At 44.5% G+C, this 15,083-nt stretch carries 13 protein-coding genes; 4 read left to right on the top strand and 9 right to left on the bottom strand.

What is annotated here, in order from left to right:
* Window position 1: 1 nt before the first annotated feature.
* Together R7Z50_RS08575 and R7Z50_RS08570 are read left to right on the top strand one after the other, a co-directional pair.
* On the top strand, window positions 2-1,741 hold the full coding sequence (locus R7Z50_RS08575; RefSeq protein WP_318149013.1) for an ABC transporter ATP-binding protein: 1,740 nt from the start codon (window positions 2-4) through the stop codon (window positions 1,739-1,741).
* Complete coding sequence (locus R7Z50_RS08570; RefSeq protein ID WP_213972890.1) at window positions 1,738-2,577, top strand: energy-coupling factor transporter transmembrane component T family protein; 840 nt, start codon at window positions 1,738-1,740, stop codon at window positions 2,575-2,577. Before R7Z50_RS08575 ends, R7Z50_RS08570 begins: the two co-directional genes overlap by 4 nt.
* Before the next feature lie 122 nt (window positions 2,578-2,699).
* Here the strand turns inward: R7Z50_RS08570 and R7Z50_RS08565 are convergent, their stop codons facing one another.
* From R7Z50_RS08565 to napG, 4 genes are all read right to left on the bottom strand, one after another.
* Window positions 2,700-2,981: a YrhK family protein gene (locus tag R7Z50_RS08565; protein WP_213897528.1), complete on the bottom strand. Its 282-nt coding sequence runs from the start codon at window positions 2,979-2,981 to the stop codon at window positions 2,700-2,702.
* A gap of 206 nt (window positions 2,982-3,187) precedes the next feature.
* Entirely contained in the window at window positions 3,188-4,369 is a 1,182-nt protein-coding gene (locus R7Z50_RS08560) for an MFS transporter (protein ID WP_005375129.1), read from the bottom strand.
* Window positions 4,370-4,568: 199 nt separating this feature from the next.
* Window positions 4,569-5,423 carry a quinol dehydrogenase ferredoxin subunit NapH gene (gene napH / locus R7Z50_RS08555; RefSeq protein WP_047104522.1) on the bottom strand — a complete coding sequence of 285 codons (855 nt, stop codon included), beginning with the start codon at window positions 5,421-5,423 and terminating at the stop codon, window positions 4,569-4,571.
* Window positions 5,423-6,193, bottom strand: coding sequence for a ferredoxin-type protein NapG (napG, locus tag R7Z50_RS08550; protein ID WP_318149012.1), 771 nt, complete (start codon window positions 6,191-6,193; stop codon window positions 5,423-5,425). Before napG ends, napH begins: the two co-directional genes overlap by 1 nt.
* A gap of 395 nt (window positions 6,194-6,588) precedes the next feature.
* Between napG and R7Z50_RS08545 the strand changes: the two genes are divergently transcribed.
* Complete coding sequence (locus R7Z50_RS08545; RefSeq protein ID WP_017820512.1) at window positions 6,589-7,089, top strand: GNAT family N-acetyltransferase; 501 nt, start codon at window positions 6,589-6,591, stop codon at window positions 7,087-7,089.
* Between the two features lie 46 nt (window positions 7,090-7,135).
* Here the strand turns inward: R7Z50_RS08545 and R7Z50_RS08540 are convergent, their stop codons facing one another.
* Window positions 7,136-8,113 (bottom strand): phosphotransferase, encoded by a 978-nt coding sequence (locus tag R7Z50_RS08540; protein WP_141135686.1) that lies wholly within the window; start codon window positions 8,111-8,113, stop codon window positions 7,136-7,138.
* Entirely contained in the window at window positions 8,110-8,385 is a 276-nt protein-coding gene (locus tag R7Z50_RS08535; protein ID WP_115386799.1) for a GNAT family N-acetyltransferase, read from the bottom strand. Before R7Z50_RS08535 ends, R7Z50_RS08540 begins: the two co-directional genes overlap by 4 nt.
* A gap of 127 nt (window positions 8,386-8,512) precedes the next feature.
* Between R7Z50_RS08535 and R7Z50_RS08530 the strand changes: the two genes are divergently transcribed.
* The gene (locus R7Z50_RS08530; RefSeq protein ID WP_042521645.1) at window positions 8,513-9,259 is read left to right on the top strand and encodes a flagellar brake protein; all 747 of its coding nucleotides are present in this window, start codon (window positions 8,513-8,515) and stop codon (window positions 9,257-9,259) included.
* Between the two features lie 124 nt (window positions 9,260-9,383).
* Here R7Z50_RS08530 and R7Z50_RS08525 read toward each other — a convergent pair whose 3' ends face one another.
* The 3 genes from R7Z50_RS08525 to R7Z50_RS08515 all read right to left on the bottom strand — a co-directional run bounded on the left by R7Z50_RS08525 (window position 9,384) and on the right by R7Z50_RS08515 (window position 15,023).
* Complete coding sequence (locus R7Z50_RS08525) at window positions 9,384-10,343, bottom strand: porin (RefSeq protein ID WP_171344177.1); 960 nt, start codon at window positions 10,341-10,343, stop codon at window positions 9,384-9,386.
* A gap of 397 nt (window positions 10,344-10,740) precedes the next feature.
* On the bottom strand, window positions 10,741-12,369 hold the full coding sequence (locus R7Z50_RS08520; protein ID WP_206949142.1) for a methyl-accepting chemotaxis protein: 1,629 nt from the start codon (window positions 12,367-12,369) through the stop codon (window positions 10,741-10,743).
* A 293-nt stretch (window positions 12,370-12,662) separates the two neighbouring features.
* Entirely contained in the window at window positions 12,663-15,023 is a 2,361-nt protein-coding gene (locus R7Z50_RS08515) for a Lon protease family protein (protein ID WP_005375118.1), read from the bottom strand.
* Window positions 15,024-15,083: the final 60 nt, after the last annotated feature.

Genomic DNA, 15,083 nt, shown 5'->3' with positions numbered 1-15,083 from the left:
AATGACAATCGAATTTTCTAACTTCTCTTTTAGATATGAGTCGCTGGACAAACCGACGCTAAAAAATATCAATCTAAGGATAGAGAAAGGAGAGAAAATCGTCATTATCGGTCCAAGTGGTAGTGGTAAATCTACCCTTGGGCAATGTCTTAACGGACTGATCCCACACGCAATCAAAGGGGAAACCAGTGGAACATTGACCATCAATGGTCAAGACACCGCCCCTTTCGACATGCACCAATACACTGAGCAAGTTGGCACCGTACTGCAAGATACGGACAGCCAATTTGTCGGTTTGAGCATTGGCGAAGACATTGCATTTGCGCTGGAAAACCAGCTAACTTCAAATATCGACATGTACCCATTGGTCAAAGCCACGGCCAAAATGGTCGACTTGGAACAGATGCTAGAACGCTCACCCCACGATTTATCTGGCGGGCAGAAACAGCGTGTTTCTTTGGCGGGCATTCTCGTCGATGATGTCGATATCCTTTTGTTTGATGAACCACTAGCTGCGCTTGACCCTAAAACGGGTAAAAAAACCATCGAGATCATCGATGATCTACACCGCGAAACGGGCAAAACCATCGTAATCATTGAGCATCGTCTTGAAGACGTTCTGCATTGCTCAGTTGACCGTATTATCTTGATGGAAAGCGGCAAAATCATTGCCGATACAACGCCAGATGAAATTTTAGCGTCGCCTCTGCTAGAAGATTACGGCATCCGCGAACCGCTTTATATTTCAGCACTGAAAGAAGCAGGCTGCGCGATTGAGGACGATGCAAAACCTTCTAGCTTAACTACCTTACCGTTGGAGCAATATAAACCGGCAGTACAAGCATGGTTTGATGGTTCAACAGCACAACCACCTAAAACGCCAGCCGAGACTTTGTTTGAAGTCCGTGGCCTCACCTATTCTTACGACGGTGAGAAAAACGCGTTAGAAGACGTGAGTTTTGACATCAAGCGTGGCGAGTTTGTCTCTGTACTTGGCAAAAATGGCTCGGGTAAATCGACCATCACCAAACTGATTATGGGCGTTATTGAAGCGGATAGCGGCTCAATGAGCATGAATGGTCAAGATCTTAACGAACTGACCATCTTCGAGCGCAGCCAGAAAGTGGGTGTGGTGATGCAAAACCCGAATCACATGATTTCCCATCACATGATTTTCGACGAAGTGGCCTTCGGCCTCCGTAATCGTGGCGTTGAAGAGAAACAAATCGAAGCTAAAGTACTTGAAGTCCTTGAGCTGTGCGGTTTGAGCAAATACCGTCACTGGCCAATCGAAGCATTGAGCTACGGCCAGAAAAAGCGCGTAACCATTGCGTCAATTTTGGTCTTGGAACCAGAGCTTCTGATCCTTGATGAACCGACGGCAGGTCAGGACTATCGAAACTACACGTCTATGCTGAGTTTCATCGAAAAGCTCAATCGCGAGTTGGGCGTAACCGTAATGATCATCTCTCATGACATGCATTTAGTGTTGGAATACACCTCGCGCTCTATCGTGATTGCAGACAGTAAATTAGTCGCGGATGCACCAATGACGCAGGTATTCAGCAGTCCAGAGCTACTAGACCAAGCAAACCTCACTACCACAAGTTTGTTTGAGTTGGCTACGAAAGTTGGTATCGAGGACACCAATGGCTTTATGCAGCACTTTATCAATGTAGAAAAAGCGCACCGCCAACAAAAAAGCGACGACGTAAACCAACTAGAGAAAGCGGTGGCATGAAAGACAATAAGATGAAGTTTGGTATCAACTACATCGATACCCAATCGCCACTTCATAAGTTGAATGGCATTACTAAGTTCTTGCTTTTCATTGCTTGGGTAACGGTGGTATTGACCACATTTGACTTGCGAATCATCGCGCTGTTGATCGTGCTTGGTTTAGGCTTATTGAAAATGACCAAAGTGCCATTTCATGTCTACAAACCGCTTTTACTGGGTACAGGCACGGTATTGCTGATCAATGCCCTGTTTATGTTCGCGTTAGCGCCGCAACAAGGTACTGAGTTCATGGGCTCATCAACGGTTTTACTCTCGTTACCCGGTAATTACTCGCTCACTCAAGAGACGTTGTTTTACTTAGTAACAGTGACGTTGAAATACTTCAGCATGTTCCCAATCGCGTTGGTGTTTGTATTTACCACTCACCCGACGGAGTTTTCAGCCAGCTTGAACCGCTTAGGTGTACCTTACAAAATCGCCTATGCCGTGAGCTTAACGCTGCGCTACTTGCCGGAAGTGAAAAAGGACTTTGTTAACATCATGCACGCGCAACAAGCACGCGGAGTAGAACTGAGCAAGAAGGCTCCGTTGTTCACTCGTATGAAGAACGTGGCGAAGATTCTTGGCCCTCTGATTTTCTCTAGTTTGGACAGAGCCGATCAAATCTCAAACGCGATGACGCTACGTGGTTTTGGCCGTCACTCCTCTCGCACTTGGTACAGCTTAAAACCACTAACCACAGCCGATATGATCTGCATGGCGGGGATTGCGGTGATAGTGATTGCTGCGATAAGCAAGCGTGTGATGGACACACAACTGTTCTGGTATCCGTTTTAAATTCTGAAGCTTCAAACTGCACATAACGTGGTTAGTGTTGTGACCACGTTATCTTCCGTCTTTCCCCTCGATAACTCGCCTGCTGGCTTCTTGCTTGCAAGTATTCAAAAGAAGCGGTGATTTCAGCGGCTCGCTGATGTGCCAGAAAGTTGCTTATTCAAACGACCAACATGAACTAAACTCATCAGTTTTATCAGGGGCTTAATGATCAACTGCGCACTGCCCACGATGAAAAGCCAAGTACCACTTTCAATCAACGAATCGTTCAAAAAGAAAAAGCTACCAATTAAAAACCAAATAGCAATGAGTAGGTCGTTTACAGCTCCTAACGCCTCATAGCGGCGCTGAATAACGATGTGACGGCTTCCTAGATCTAAATCCAACTCTCTGCCATGTATCTGCACTGTATAGCTCCCCTCTTATTGTTTCGCGTCAGTTATGCCCAAGTTATTTCGATATACTTAGTTCTAAACCCTAACGGACGTGGCATGCATTGACAACCATTGGGGGGATTATCTATTTGCAATCAAAAGAAAAGGGCGCATAAGCACCCTTTTCAGCGAGTCTAATTACAGGTATTCACTTCAATGGCTAGATAGTGAGTACCAACTTAACTCCACTTCAACAAACGAGTTTCATTGCCTTCTTCCGGCTTCGCTGGAATATTGAGTGACAACAGCAAGCTCACTGCTGCCATACCAGCGCCGATGTAAAATACGCTCGCAGGTGAAACAAGCCAGATGACACCAAACGTAACAGGTATTACAACTGCAGCAATATGGTTAATCGTAAACGCAACGCCTGCGGTCGACGCCATATCGGCAGGATCGGCAATTTTCTGGAAGTAGGTTTTAATCGCAAGCGCTAACGCGAAAAATAAATGATCGACAACATACAATGCTGCCGCCCACTCTGCCGTTTGCACCAAACCGTACCCGACGAACACGAAGATCAAACCGACGTATTCAAACATCAACGCTTTGCGCTCACCAACAACGCCGATAAAACGGCCTATTCGCTTCGCAAACAAGAAGTTAAAGACATAGTTAATCAGGAACAGCAACGTAATATCTGCGGCGGAGTAACCAAACTTTTCTACCATCAAGAAACCAGCGAACACCGTAAAAATTTGACGGCGTGCTCCACTCATAAACGTAAGCGCATAGTATAACCAGTAACGTTTACGCAGGATGAGCTTCTTGTTCTGAGGCACTTTTGTCTTAAATTGTGGGAAGGCAAATGCCATCACCAAAATGAGCACAAAACCTAAACCACCAGCCATTAAATAGACCGTTTTAAAATCAAGTTTGAGCTGTTCGAGCGAAACCCAAATGGCGCCGTAGGTAAACAGAGAAGCCAAAGCTCCAACAGAAATAAACTTACCCAGCATTTCTGGCGCTTCTTCTTTAGATAGCCATTGTAAAGACAAAGACTGCTTGAGTGTTTCAAAGTAATGGAAGCCGGTGGACATTAACAAGGTTGTAAAAAGTAGACCGTACAAAGTGGGAAAATAACCTGTTAATGCCGTACCAAGCGTAAGCATCGCCAAAGAGACGAGCATAAAGCGTTGCTCTCGGATAAACAGCAATACAAACACGGCGGTAAAGGCCAAAAAACCCGGAATTTCGCGCACACTTTGCAATAGGCCTATGTCGGCACCATCAAAGTTTGCTTTCTCTATAACAAAGTTGTTCAACAACGCCATCCAGGTAGAAAAAGCAATGGGCACGATAATGGAAATTAACAGGAGGAAATTTTGCGGCGTTCTCCAGCCGTGCGATGAGGTAGTCATGATGTTTCCTTTAAATATGAAGGCATCATCATAGCTTTAAATGTAACAAATTCGCAATATCATTATTATTTTCAGCCCAGAGCAAGCAGATATGGCTGAGGGATATTGTTATGAAGACAAACATCGCACTTAACTCCTTGGCGAAGCGCGATGTTCAAGTATCAAGAGAAATAAATCATGAGTAAATGTGCTCAGTGGCTTAATCAATGACTTTTACTGATAGGCGATTTTTAAATTCAAACACATGTTCTGGACATACATCCAAACAACGACCACAGCTAATGCAGTTTTGATCCATAACTCGACGATCTCCCTCTTTCAAAGGCTGCCGAAGCACTTCTGGTTCTGGGCAAACGTAAAAGCAATCCATGCATTTGGTGCAATCTTCGCGCCGAACAGCAGTAACGCGCAACAGGCTTTTTCGGCCTATCACGCCATAGGTAGCCCCCAGTGGACATAAGTGCCCACACCACCCATGCTCAACCAAGAGTAAATCCAACACAAACACTAGGGCGATTAGCACCCAACCTGCGCCCATACCAAACACCAACCCGCGATGCAGTGCCGCAACTGGATCTAACCATGTCCAAAGAATCGCGCCAGATAGCGCACTGCCCAACATCAAAACAGGGATCAGCCAATAACGAATCATGGGAGACCAACGATAGCTCGCTTTAATGTTGAACTTTCGACGCAACCACGCCGCCAAGTCTGTCACGATGTTCAACGGGCACACCCAAGCACAAAATGCGCGCGGCGCCAAAATCGCGTAAAACACCACGACAATCACTACGCCTAACAACGCATTAAACTCCGGAACATGCCCTGTCGCCAAAGCTTGAAGCACGATTAACGGGTCACTTAACGGCACGGTATCGAGCAACATACTTGATGACAGATTACCAGTTAGAATTCCCAGCGTCGGCCCAGCCATAAATAGCGCAATGATGGTGAACTGACATAGCCGACGTAAAATCAAAAACCGATGCGCGCGCCACCAACCAAGCTTTTCGAGCGCTTCTTTGCCAGCATTTTGAGCTAAATTCTTTGCCATTACTTACCTCCTTTTAGCGATTCAAGCGCACCTTCCGGCACAGGCGTCTCACTAGGGAGGATATTTTCGAGTGGTTTGTCGAGCTCTTTCCAACCAAAATTGTAGTGGCTGCCCACTTTGCCTTTCGCCAAATCCGTCGGGACGACTTTAATAGCAGCGACATCCAACACGCACGCTTGTTCACACTTACCACATCCGGTACACACTTCGGAATTCACTGTAGGGATAAGTTTGGCGTGATAGCCAGTTCGATCGTTGTGAACCATCTCTAACGTGATGGCTTCATCAATCAGCGGACAAACGCGATAACAAACGTCGCATCGTAACCCTTGCCAGTTAAGGCAAGTTTCATGGTCAATAAGAACCGCTGTACCCATTCGAGCATCATCAATATCGATTAGTTTCGGATCCAGCGCCCCACTCGGACAAGCGACAACACAAGGAATGTCTTCGCACATTTCGCAGGGAATATCGCGTGCAGTAAAGTAAGGTGAGCCAGTCGCGACGGGTGAAAGTAATGTCGCAAGTTTCAAGGTATCGTAAGGACATGCCTGAACACACAAGCCACATCGAATACAAGCTGATTCGAAATCGCCTTCCGGCAGTGCACCAGGCGGACGAATAGGCACACCTTTGGTTTCTCGAGCTTGGCTTTGTAGCGATTGTAAGCCCAATACACACGCAGCTGCGCCAACACCAGCCGCAGTTCGAGCTGTATCACGCAAAAATCGGCGCCGACTTTGCGATATTTTAGACTGAGAGGATTTCATGCTATTTCCTCAACAAAACTCCCTTATCAAGTTAAGCATAAATAGCCCTAAACGTGTCGTTTCCCTATACCTCATAGGAGGTAACCCCATCCTCTATTGATTCAAGTCAACTGACGCACAGTGCCGTCGTCACAGTTTGACTAAATGCGTTTATTTACTGCGACATGAAATTCACCACGATACTCTGCAGTACGCGCCATTCTCAGTACAATAATTCAACACCTTTGCAATCTACTCGCTCAATTCGATGATAAATCACTACTAAAAATTCAAAAAATGACATCATAACAAGCTAATTTAAAAGGCATTTATCCATTAAACATAAAAAAACACTATCCAAATAAGAAAACTGTGGTTAGATTAAAAATTAAAACTAAAAAGCGAAGGAGAGAGGCATGGAAATTATCGTACGTCCAACGACCGTCGAAGACGCAGCGGCACTCGTAGAAATCTATTCACAACCAAAAGCACAACGTGAAACCCTGCAACTCCCAAAGCCTTCGCTCGCGATGTGGGTGGAAAGGTTGTCAAACATACCTGATGGTGTTTATAGCTATGTCGCTGAAATTGATGGTAAAGTCGTCGGAAATATTGGCTTTCACCACTCTCTACGTCCAAGAACGATGCACACGGCATCGTTTGGCATCGGAGTACATGATAGTTTCCATGGACTCGGTATTGGTAGCAAATTGATAGAAACAGTCACTGAACTAGCAGATAACTGGTTAAATGTGAGAAGAATTCAGATAGAGGTCAATGCCGATAACGACGCCGCCATTGGGCTTTATAAAAAGCATGGATTTCAAATTGAAGGTGAAGCGATTGACGGTTCCTTCCGTGATGGTGAATTCATCAATACCTATTACATGGCGCGCATCAGACCAGGCCAAAGATAAAACAAAGCCTCCTACTAATTGGAGGCTTTTCTTTTTAAACTTCGACTCACTTTCGTAAGTAAGCCAACGCTCTGCGAGTCAATGCTTCTGTGTAGGGATTGATCTTCCAGTGGTCGGAACTCCAACCTTTCACAAAGCGCTGAAAGTCTGCCCAAGCCACAGCAAACAAAGGACGCCATTCACGCTCGACTTCATTAGGGTCAAGATTCGGTTGATAGACCATTAGCGCGTGTTGCAACTGAGCAAAATACGTATCCAAAACCCAAACTTCCATCTCTGCACAACGTTCTGGCTTAACGGCGCTACTCATAAACAATGCCACATCTTTCATTGCACCCCCACATCCAACGTATTGAAAGTCAACCGCAGCAACGCTTGATTCTTCTTCATCAAAACAGAAGTTCGCCAATTTGGCATCACCATGTACTAGTGTTTTAAACTTAGCTTGCGAAAGCGTTTGATCAATCAATTGAGCCGCATTTTGTAGCTCAGTGTCTTGCAATGCTTCAAGCTCGTCGGGTCTGGTTGCTAAGTGCCAGTATGTTCCGGTATGCCACAACTTATCCGAACGAACATCGATGTATCGCGCATGAAAGTTCGCCAACCAAGTGAGGCAGGCTTGTAGATGCTCTAGCTGTGCATCTGTGATGACTTTTGGAAAGCCCACCTCGGCGAGATCTTCCATCACAATGAGCCATTCATTCTCCGATTGGAACGTTTTTAGACCTTGTGGTACTCGGCAGCGAGTATCCACCCCTCCGGAAAAATGCTCATACCAATTCACTTCCACCTGATAAGAATGCAACTTTCTTTGATGAGAACGGTCCGTATTCCAGCCTCTAGGATGCTCTGAAGGCTTAGGGAGTTTTACATGCTTAATGATCACCGAACGAGTAGAATAAGTAACTCGGACTAACTCTCCATAGCCTCCCCATAGCGATTGTATGACTTCTACAGAGCGGTAATTACCTAGATTGAGTTCCTGGCCAATATTTTGGTAGCGTTGGTGGTTGTTACTCATCATGTGAGCAGATGTGACCACGTTTGGTTCTTCTCCATGTAGTGAATAACATATGGGCAAACTGGTTTGATTTGATAACCGAGTGACTCAATTTCTGGCAACACCGCTTCCATCATCACTTTTCCGTACCCCTTACCTCGCAGTGCTTCAGGAACAACCGTTGATGTAATGTGCATGACATTACCCTTAAGCTGATAAATTAACTTGGCTTTATAGCCCTGCTCTAAATCAACCCAGAATGTACTATTCGTGGCTTCATGAGTTACTTTATGCATATCTTGCTCTCTAATTTTTGTTACAGATTGATTGAATCAAACTATATCACTGAATAAAATCGATACCATGCGAGAGTGCTGCTTCGCCTCACGCGATTACGTTCTTACATCAGGTACGACAATTATAATGAGAAATATGAGCCCAATTGCCAGAGACGGCAAGCTACCTCTGCAAAGCAAGAAGGCACCAGAACGTCAGGCAAGTACATTAAATAGCACCGATGCAATGGCAATGGTCGAACATGGCAGTGAAGTGAGCTTAAACGTCACCACCCCCGTTGGTACAAAGTTTATTACAACCAGCACATTTGTTGGCTGTCACTCAAATAATACTGCATTGATAGAGGTTCCGAACATCTCCGATGAAGACTTGAAGTTCTATTTTCAAGAAGGCTTTTGGATCAATGTAAAAGCCTACTCTCATCGAGGTGAAGGGGCCGTTATCCCATTTCGGGCCCAATTACAGCATCGACTAGGCGATCCGTACCCAATTTTGGTGCTAGACCTACCCAACACTATGCAGGTCTTTCAGCTTCGCAAAGAAGTGCGTTACGAAGTAAATTTGAGAGCGCGTGTTTGTTTAGAAGCCTATCGAACTGAATGCGAAATAAGAGATTTATCTCGTAGTGGCTGTCGTTTTGTAACATCACCAATGAGCCGGCCACTTCAGGTTGGTGACCACGTTTCATTGGATCTAACGATGCCCGGAGAGAGTCGTATGCTAGCGCCATTGCGAGGTCGTATTTGTAATTTACAAAAATCAACGCACTATGCTCGCTACGGAATGGAGTTTGATGAGGTTGGTAAAAACAACGCTAAAAACCTCCTCAGTCACCTCAAATTTGATGGTACTAAGCTCACACTAAAAAGATAGATTTGATAACCCCTATCGCTTATCAAGAAGCTTTGAAGTGCTAGAAAACAAGAAACCCCTTACTTTTCAGTAAGGGGTTTTTATTTACTAAGAATAAGGCAGTATCTTAGATAAGAGTCATGACTTAGAAGTCGTAACGTAGACCTAGCGCTAGCTCATCTTTTTCATCAGCGCCTTCGTTATCCATTAGATCGAAGTTGTATGATGCGTAGCCACGGAAGTTAGGCTTGAAGTAGTAAGTTACATCAACAGCTAGGTTTTCTACAGTATCTGCGTCTTCTAGTTCACCTTTGTTGAACGTAGAAGTGAATACAGTTTGACCCATAGTGTAAGCAGCGGCTAGTTCGTAGCCTTTGTAATCAAAAGTCTTACCTGCAACATCCATATCCGCGCCAGTGTAGTTACCAGCGAAGTAGAAGTCACCTACAGAGTATGCAGCTACCAGCATGAACTCATCGCTGTCGTTTTGATCTGCGTAACCAGCACCTAGTTCAAAACCAGTGTTAGCAAACGCGTAAACACCAGATAGAGAGAAGCCATCTTCCTCGTTGTCTGTAAAGCCTTGTGCATCTGTTGTGCGATCAGCAAAACGGTAGCTAGCGCGTACAGCTAGTTGCTCGAATTGGCCTTTGTAAGACAGCATGTTATCTGTACGGTCAGAAACAGGCAGTTTAAGTGCTGCTGTGTTACCGTGGTAAGCCATAATGTCAGTAAAGTCAGTAAGAACCACTAGTGCACCGTCGTTTTTACCGTAAGTTACTTCACCGTATTTGCCACCCAGACCCGCATAAGCGTAACGAGTTTCAAGATCACTATTGTTATCTACGGCACCTTCTTCTTTTGTTTTGAACTCACCTTCCCAAAAACCAACGCCGTATAAGTTTTCATTGATTTCCTGTTTGCCTAGGAAGTTAAGACGGATGCGAGTACGGTCTTCTGCCTTACCATCCATCATAGAAAGACGCGCTTCAGCGCGGCCGCCCATCTCAAGAGAAGTGCCATCTTGGTTGTATAGTTCTGAAGCGACAACTTGAGATCCTGATGCCATTAGCGCCACTGCTACAGCTAAAGTTTTTAATTTCATTTTTATTTTCCATATCATTGTTTTATATGTATTTTCTCACCAGAAAAACAGGACTTTTCTGTACCAACGAGAAAACTGGCGGCATAGTAGCAGCTGTTATTTTTCACGCAACGTGTTGAATAAACAGCGCTTATAGAAGAAAACACCACTTAAAATGACGATATGAATACCTCTCAACCATCAAGTTATCGGTTGAGTTAAAAAAAATGTTCGCGTCAAAAAAAAATTGACGAAAAAAATGTAAAAACAATATCACAAAACGTGATATTGTCCGCAAAAAAATCTTGTTAACTGACTGTTTTAGATAGACTTATTGATAATAAATCCGATTGTTACAAACAAAAAAATCCCTGAGCATTCACTCAAGGATTTAGAGATTTGATAAGTAGATGATGAATTAAAGCTTAAAGAAACTTAATTGCTCTTTCTGCTTCTCTGCAAGTAATGAAAGCTCAGTACTCGCACTTGCACTCTGGCTGATGCCCGCTACGTTTTGGTTTACAAGCTCCGACATGTTAACCACGTTGCGATTGATATCTTGAGTAACTTGAGACTGTTCTTCGGCTGCGGTTGCTACTTGCGTGTTTGAATCGTTGATGTTGGCGACTGACTCGGTAATTCCAACCAACGCTTCATTCGCTTGTTGCGTCAGCTCGTTGTTGCGGCTAAGCATATCAAGGCTGACTTGCATACTGTCATTCGCAAGCCCAGACTGCGCTTGAAGCTCTTCAATGATCGTTTGGATCTCTTGTGTCGAGTCTTGAGTACGCGCTGCTAGCATCCGTACTTCATCAGCTACTACCGCAAAACCACGACCAGACTCACCAGCTCGCGCCGCTTCAATCGCAGCATTCAATGCTAGCAAGTTGGTCTGCTCAGATACGCCGCGAATCACTTCAATAACATCGTTGATCTGTACAGATTGCTCTTTTAGACGCAAAACAACTTGCGCTGCATCGTTCAATGCTTGAGACATTTGCGCACTTGCTTCCGCACTTTCTTGGAAGATAGCCAAACCTGATTGAGCAAGTCCATCAGCTTCACGCGCAGTTGCGTCAGCAGAGGTCGCGTTATCACTCACATTATTCGCAGTGCTTGCAAGCTCGTTAACCGCAGATGCAACTTGCTCGATCTCCGCCAACTCTTGTTGAGCGTTCGCTTCCGCTTGCGTCATTACCGCAGCCAATTCGGTCGATGCAGATGCAACTTCCTCACTAATACGGGTTAACTGGTCCACAGTGTTGTATAACTGCTCTGCGGTTTGGTTTACATCTTTGCTCAGCTTAGAGATCTCATTGTCCCCATCGACATCTGCACGTACTGATAGATTACCCATTGCTAACTGACGCATCACTTCTTGCAGCTTTTGGATTGGTGTAACAATCATGCCAGATAGGAACCAAGCGCCTATCAATGAGAAAGCAAATACCGCTAAAACTGTCAACATAGCGTTATTTTGCACACGTTCATTTTGCTGATGACTTCTGATAGTAGATTGTTCAGCTTGCTCGTTTACATGCTTTGATAGCGTGTTAATTTGTTGGACCATTTCTCGGCCAACATTGCGATACTCTTTGACAAATGCACGGTACTCTCTATCCGATTTTAAACCTTGATCGTATTGGTTGAAGAAAGCAACTGAGCGCTCTGAATATCGCACATAGGATTCAATTGCTTGGCGAACTTTAACGGCATCGTCACGGAATAGGTTTCGGGCTTCAATTGCGCTTAAATCGGCATCAACTTGCTTTAAGCCTTCTTTCAATTCGGTTAGAAAATTCTCACGACGAGAAGCATCGTAAATAGCGTAAACCGCGCTTATGCGCAGAGGGTAAATTTGGTCGTCAATACTCGCCAATGTGTCTTTGTGAAAAACCAAAGATTCTTGGTTGGAAGCAATAACATCTTGCTCTGCTTGAAGATTGTTTTTAGTAATCCAAAGAGCAATAAACAAAACAATCGCGGTAAATAATACCGGAACCAAAATTTGCGTTCGTACTGACAAATTTTTCAGTGATAACTGCATGACAGGGCCTCAGTTGTATGCGTGATGTCTATATCCAAACAAACTCGAGCTGTGCTTATAACAACGTTACTTTTCGGCAGTTTGAATATCTATGCTTCCTTGCGACGGGATAAATCCCAGACGAATAAACAAGTGGCGAATATTAGAGGTCGATCACACTTTTGTCTAGTACAAAAACTCTCCATTTTCAATCTGTTATTGACAATATCCCGACAGTGGTGTCGGGATATTGTCGTTATGATAAATTATGATCACTTATGATGAGATACATTCACATTTAGGACGGTTTCAGCCTATTTTCTCAACGAATTGAGCTTAGCTTGAGCAAGGCCAAAAATGGTATCGATTGGATAAGAGCCTTCATCGGTTGGCTCACCAGCAACTTTCCCCGTAAACAATTCGATAGCTTCAGTAACATGGTCAATCGCCCAAATATTAAACTCGCCTTTTTCGACTGCTTTCACGATGTCGGAACGAAGCATTAGATTGTGAACATTAGAGCGCGGAATAATGACCCCCTGCCCGTCATGACGACCTTTAATTACACACACATCATAAAAGCCTTCGATCTTTTCGTTTACGCCACCAATAGGCTGAGCTTGACCAAATTGATTCATCGACCCTGTTATCGCAATGTCTTGTCGGTTTGGTTGCTTTGAAAAAGCAGACACAACCGCACATAACTCAGCCATGCTGGCACTATCACCATCAACACCACCATAAGATTGCTCAAAGGTAATGGTGGTCGTTAATGGCACTCGTGCCGTTTTACCAAATACGGAAGATAAGTAGGCAGACAAAATCATCACGCCCTTAGAGTGAATACTGCCACCCAAATCCACGCTGCGCTCGATATCGATAACATCCCCATCACCGTAACACGTCGTCGCTGTGATGCGATTCGGTGCACCAAACATGTAGTCACTAGTGCTCAATACCGAAAGTGCGTTGACTTGGCCTACGGCTTCTCCTTCGGTGCGAATCAGCGTTGTGCCGTTAATAAAGGTTTCCATTACGTTATCGCGTAATCGGCTTACTCGCATTTCTTGGTTATTGAGCGCCTCTTCAACATGCCCAATACGAATCATGTTGGAGTTGGCTTGACGAGCTACGTAGTTCGACTCTCGAAGCAAGTTGGCGATATTAGCCGAATGTAGAGATAGCTTGGATTGGTCGCCAGACAAACGTGAGCTGTATTCGATGATTCGAGCAATGGCTTTGCGATCGCAATGCAGCATATTGTTGTCATGCACCACGCTAGAGATAAAGCGCGCGTAATGCAGCTCAGACTCCGGCGTACGTTTCATTTCGTCTTCGAAATCTGCCGTCACGCGGAACAACTCGCTGAACTCTGGATCGTAATGTTGGAGTAATTGGTAAGTTCGGTAATCACCAAATAAGATGATTTTGATATCAAGCGGAATCGGTTCAGGATCGAGTGATACCGCCCCCGTCAATGTGACTTCTTTTTCTAGAGACGTAAAACTCAATTGACGAGCACGCAATGCGCGCTTCAAACCATCCCAAACGTAAGGCTGTTCAAGTACTTTCTGAGCATCCATTAATAGAACGCCGCCATTCGCCTTATGCAAGCTCCCTGCGCGAATCAGCGAGAAGTCGGTAAACACCGTTCCCTTGAAAGTGGCAGTCTCAATCGACCCGAAGAGTGAATGATAGTTGGGGTTTTCTTCAACAACGATAGGAAATTCGCTGCTTTTACGGCTTACCAAGACGTTCACTTTATAACGACGTGGCAATTTTTTATCCAAGGATGCCGTCGCAATTTCGCCTTGCTCGCCACTTTGGTCAAGGAAGATATCTGCGTTTTCAACAATATCTTTTTGCAGCTCAGTTAAGTAGGTTTTGATTTCGGAATATTGCGCGTAATCCACTTTGAGTTTTTTGATGAAGTGAGTAATCACATCAAGTGTCACTTCATCATTGAGCTTTTTGATTTTATCGCTGTATGTCTCTTCCCACTCCGTAAGCTCACGAACCATCGAGCGCAATCTCACTTCGAGTTCATCAATAGCATCGCTGAATTGCTCTTGTTCTTTTTTGCTTAGTACATCAAAAGACTCTTCCGTATGAAGCTCATCACCGTTCATGGCGACAAACTGATAATCCCCCTGTGTAGTCAGTGTTAGGCTGATGCCTTTTTCTTTTGCCTCTCGACTAATACGATCCAGCTCGTTTTGTTGCTTAGCTGCCAATTGATTTTTTAATCGCTCAGCGCGGCTAAAGTACATTTCATTGTCGAATGCTAGGGGTAAAGCATTCAATAATTTGCCCATTAAAGCTTCAATATCAACACGTAGCTTATTTCCGATACCACAAGGCAGCTTTAATACCTTTGGTGTACGGGTATCCTCAAAGTTCGCAACGTAACACCAATCAAACAGGGCTGCTGCATCGTGTTGGTGACGATTCAGATAGCGCAAGATCATGGTGCGTTTACCTAGCCCATTCTGACCAATGGCGTAGATGTTATACCCTTTCTCTTTGATGGACATCGCAAACTCGACCGCTTTTTGCGCGCGCTCTTGGCCCACGATTTCATCAATTGGAGGTAACTCCTTGGTCGACTTACATGGCATATTCTCTAGATCTGCTACAGAATATAGCTGCTTAGCTTCCAATCTTAGTATTGCCATATCCACTTCCTTTTTTCTTATTTTCGTTATTTGAGTGTAGAGATTATTTGCTTAATTTTA

The organism is Vibrio sp. 1249-1, from assembly GCF_033340495.1.
Note: the sequence above shows the minus strand (reverse complement) of the source record. Positions and strands in the feature narration are given on the sequence as shown.

Excerpts from the sequence above, each read along its gene's own strand:
- R7Z50_RS08575 (WP_318149013.1), top strand. The coding sequence starts at position 2 with ATGACAATCGAATTTTCTAACTTCTCTTTTAGATATGAGTCGCTGGAC.
- R7Z50_RS08570 (WP_213972890.1), top strand. The coding sequence starts at position 1,738 with ATGAAAGACAATAAGATGAAGTTTGGTATCAACTACATCGATACCCAA.
- R7Z50_RS08560 (WP_005375129.1), bottom strand. The coding sequence starts at position 4,369 with ATGACTACCTCATCGCACGGCTGGAGAACGCCGCAAAATTTCCTCCTG.
- napH (WP_047104522.1), bottom strand. The coding sequence starts at position 5,423 with ATGGCAAAGAATTTAGCTCAAAATGCTGGCAAAGAAGCGCTCGAAAAG.
- napG (WP_318149012.1), bottom strand. The coding sequence starts at position 6,193 with ATGAAATCCTCTCAGTCTAAAATATCGCAAAGTCGGCGCCGATTTTTG.
- R7Z50_RS08545 (WP_017820512.1), top strand. The coding sequence starts at position 6,589 with ATGGAAATTATCGTACGTCCAACGACCGTCGAAGACGCAGCGGCACTC.
- R7Z50_RS08540 (WP_141135686.1), bottom strand. The coding sequence starts at position 8,113 with ATGATGAGTAACAACCACCAACGCTACCAAAATATTGGCCAGGAACTC.
- R7Z50_RS08535 (WP_115386799.1), bottom strand. The coding sequence starts at position 8,385 with ATGCATAAAGTAACTCATGAAGCCACGAATAGTACATTCTGGGTTGAT.
- R7Z50_RS08530 (WP_042521645.1), top strand. The coding sequence starts at position 8,513 with ATGAGAAATATGAGCCCAATTGCCAGAGACGGCAAGCTACCTCTGCAA.
- R7Z50_RS08525 (WP_171344177.1), bottom strand. The coding sequence starts at position 10,343 with ATGAAATTAAAAACTTTAGCTGTAGCAGTGGCGCTAATGGCATCAGGA.
- R7Z50_RS08520 (WP_206949142.1), bottom strand. The coding sequence starts at position 12,369 with ATGCAGTTATCACTGAAAAATTTGTCAGTACGAACGCAAATTTTGGTT.
- R7Z50_RS08515 (WP_005375118.1), bottom strand. The coding sequence starts at position 15,023 with ATGGCAATACTAAGATTGGAAGCTAAGCAGCTATATTCTGTAGCAGAT.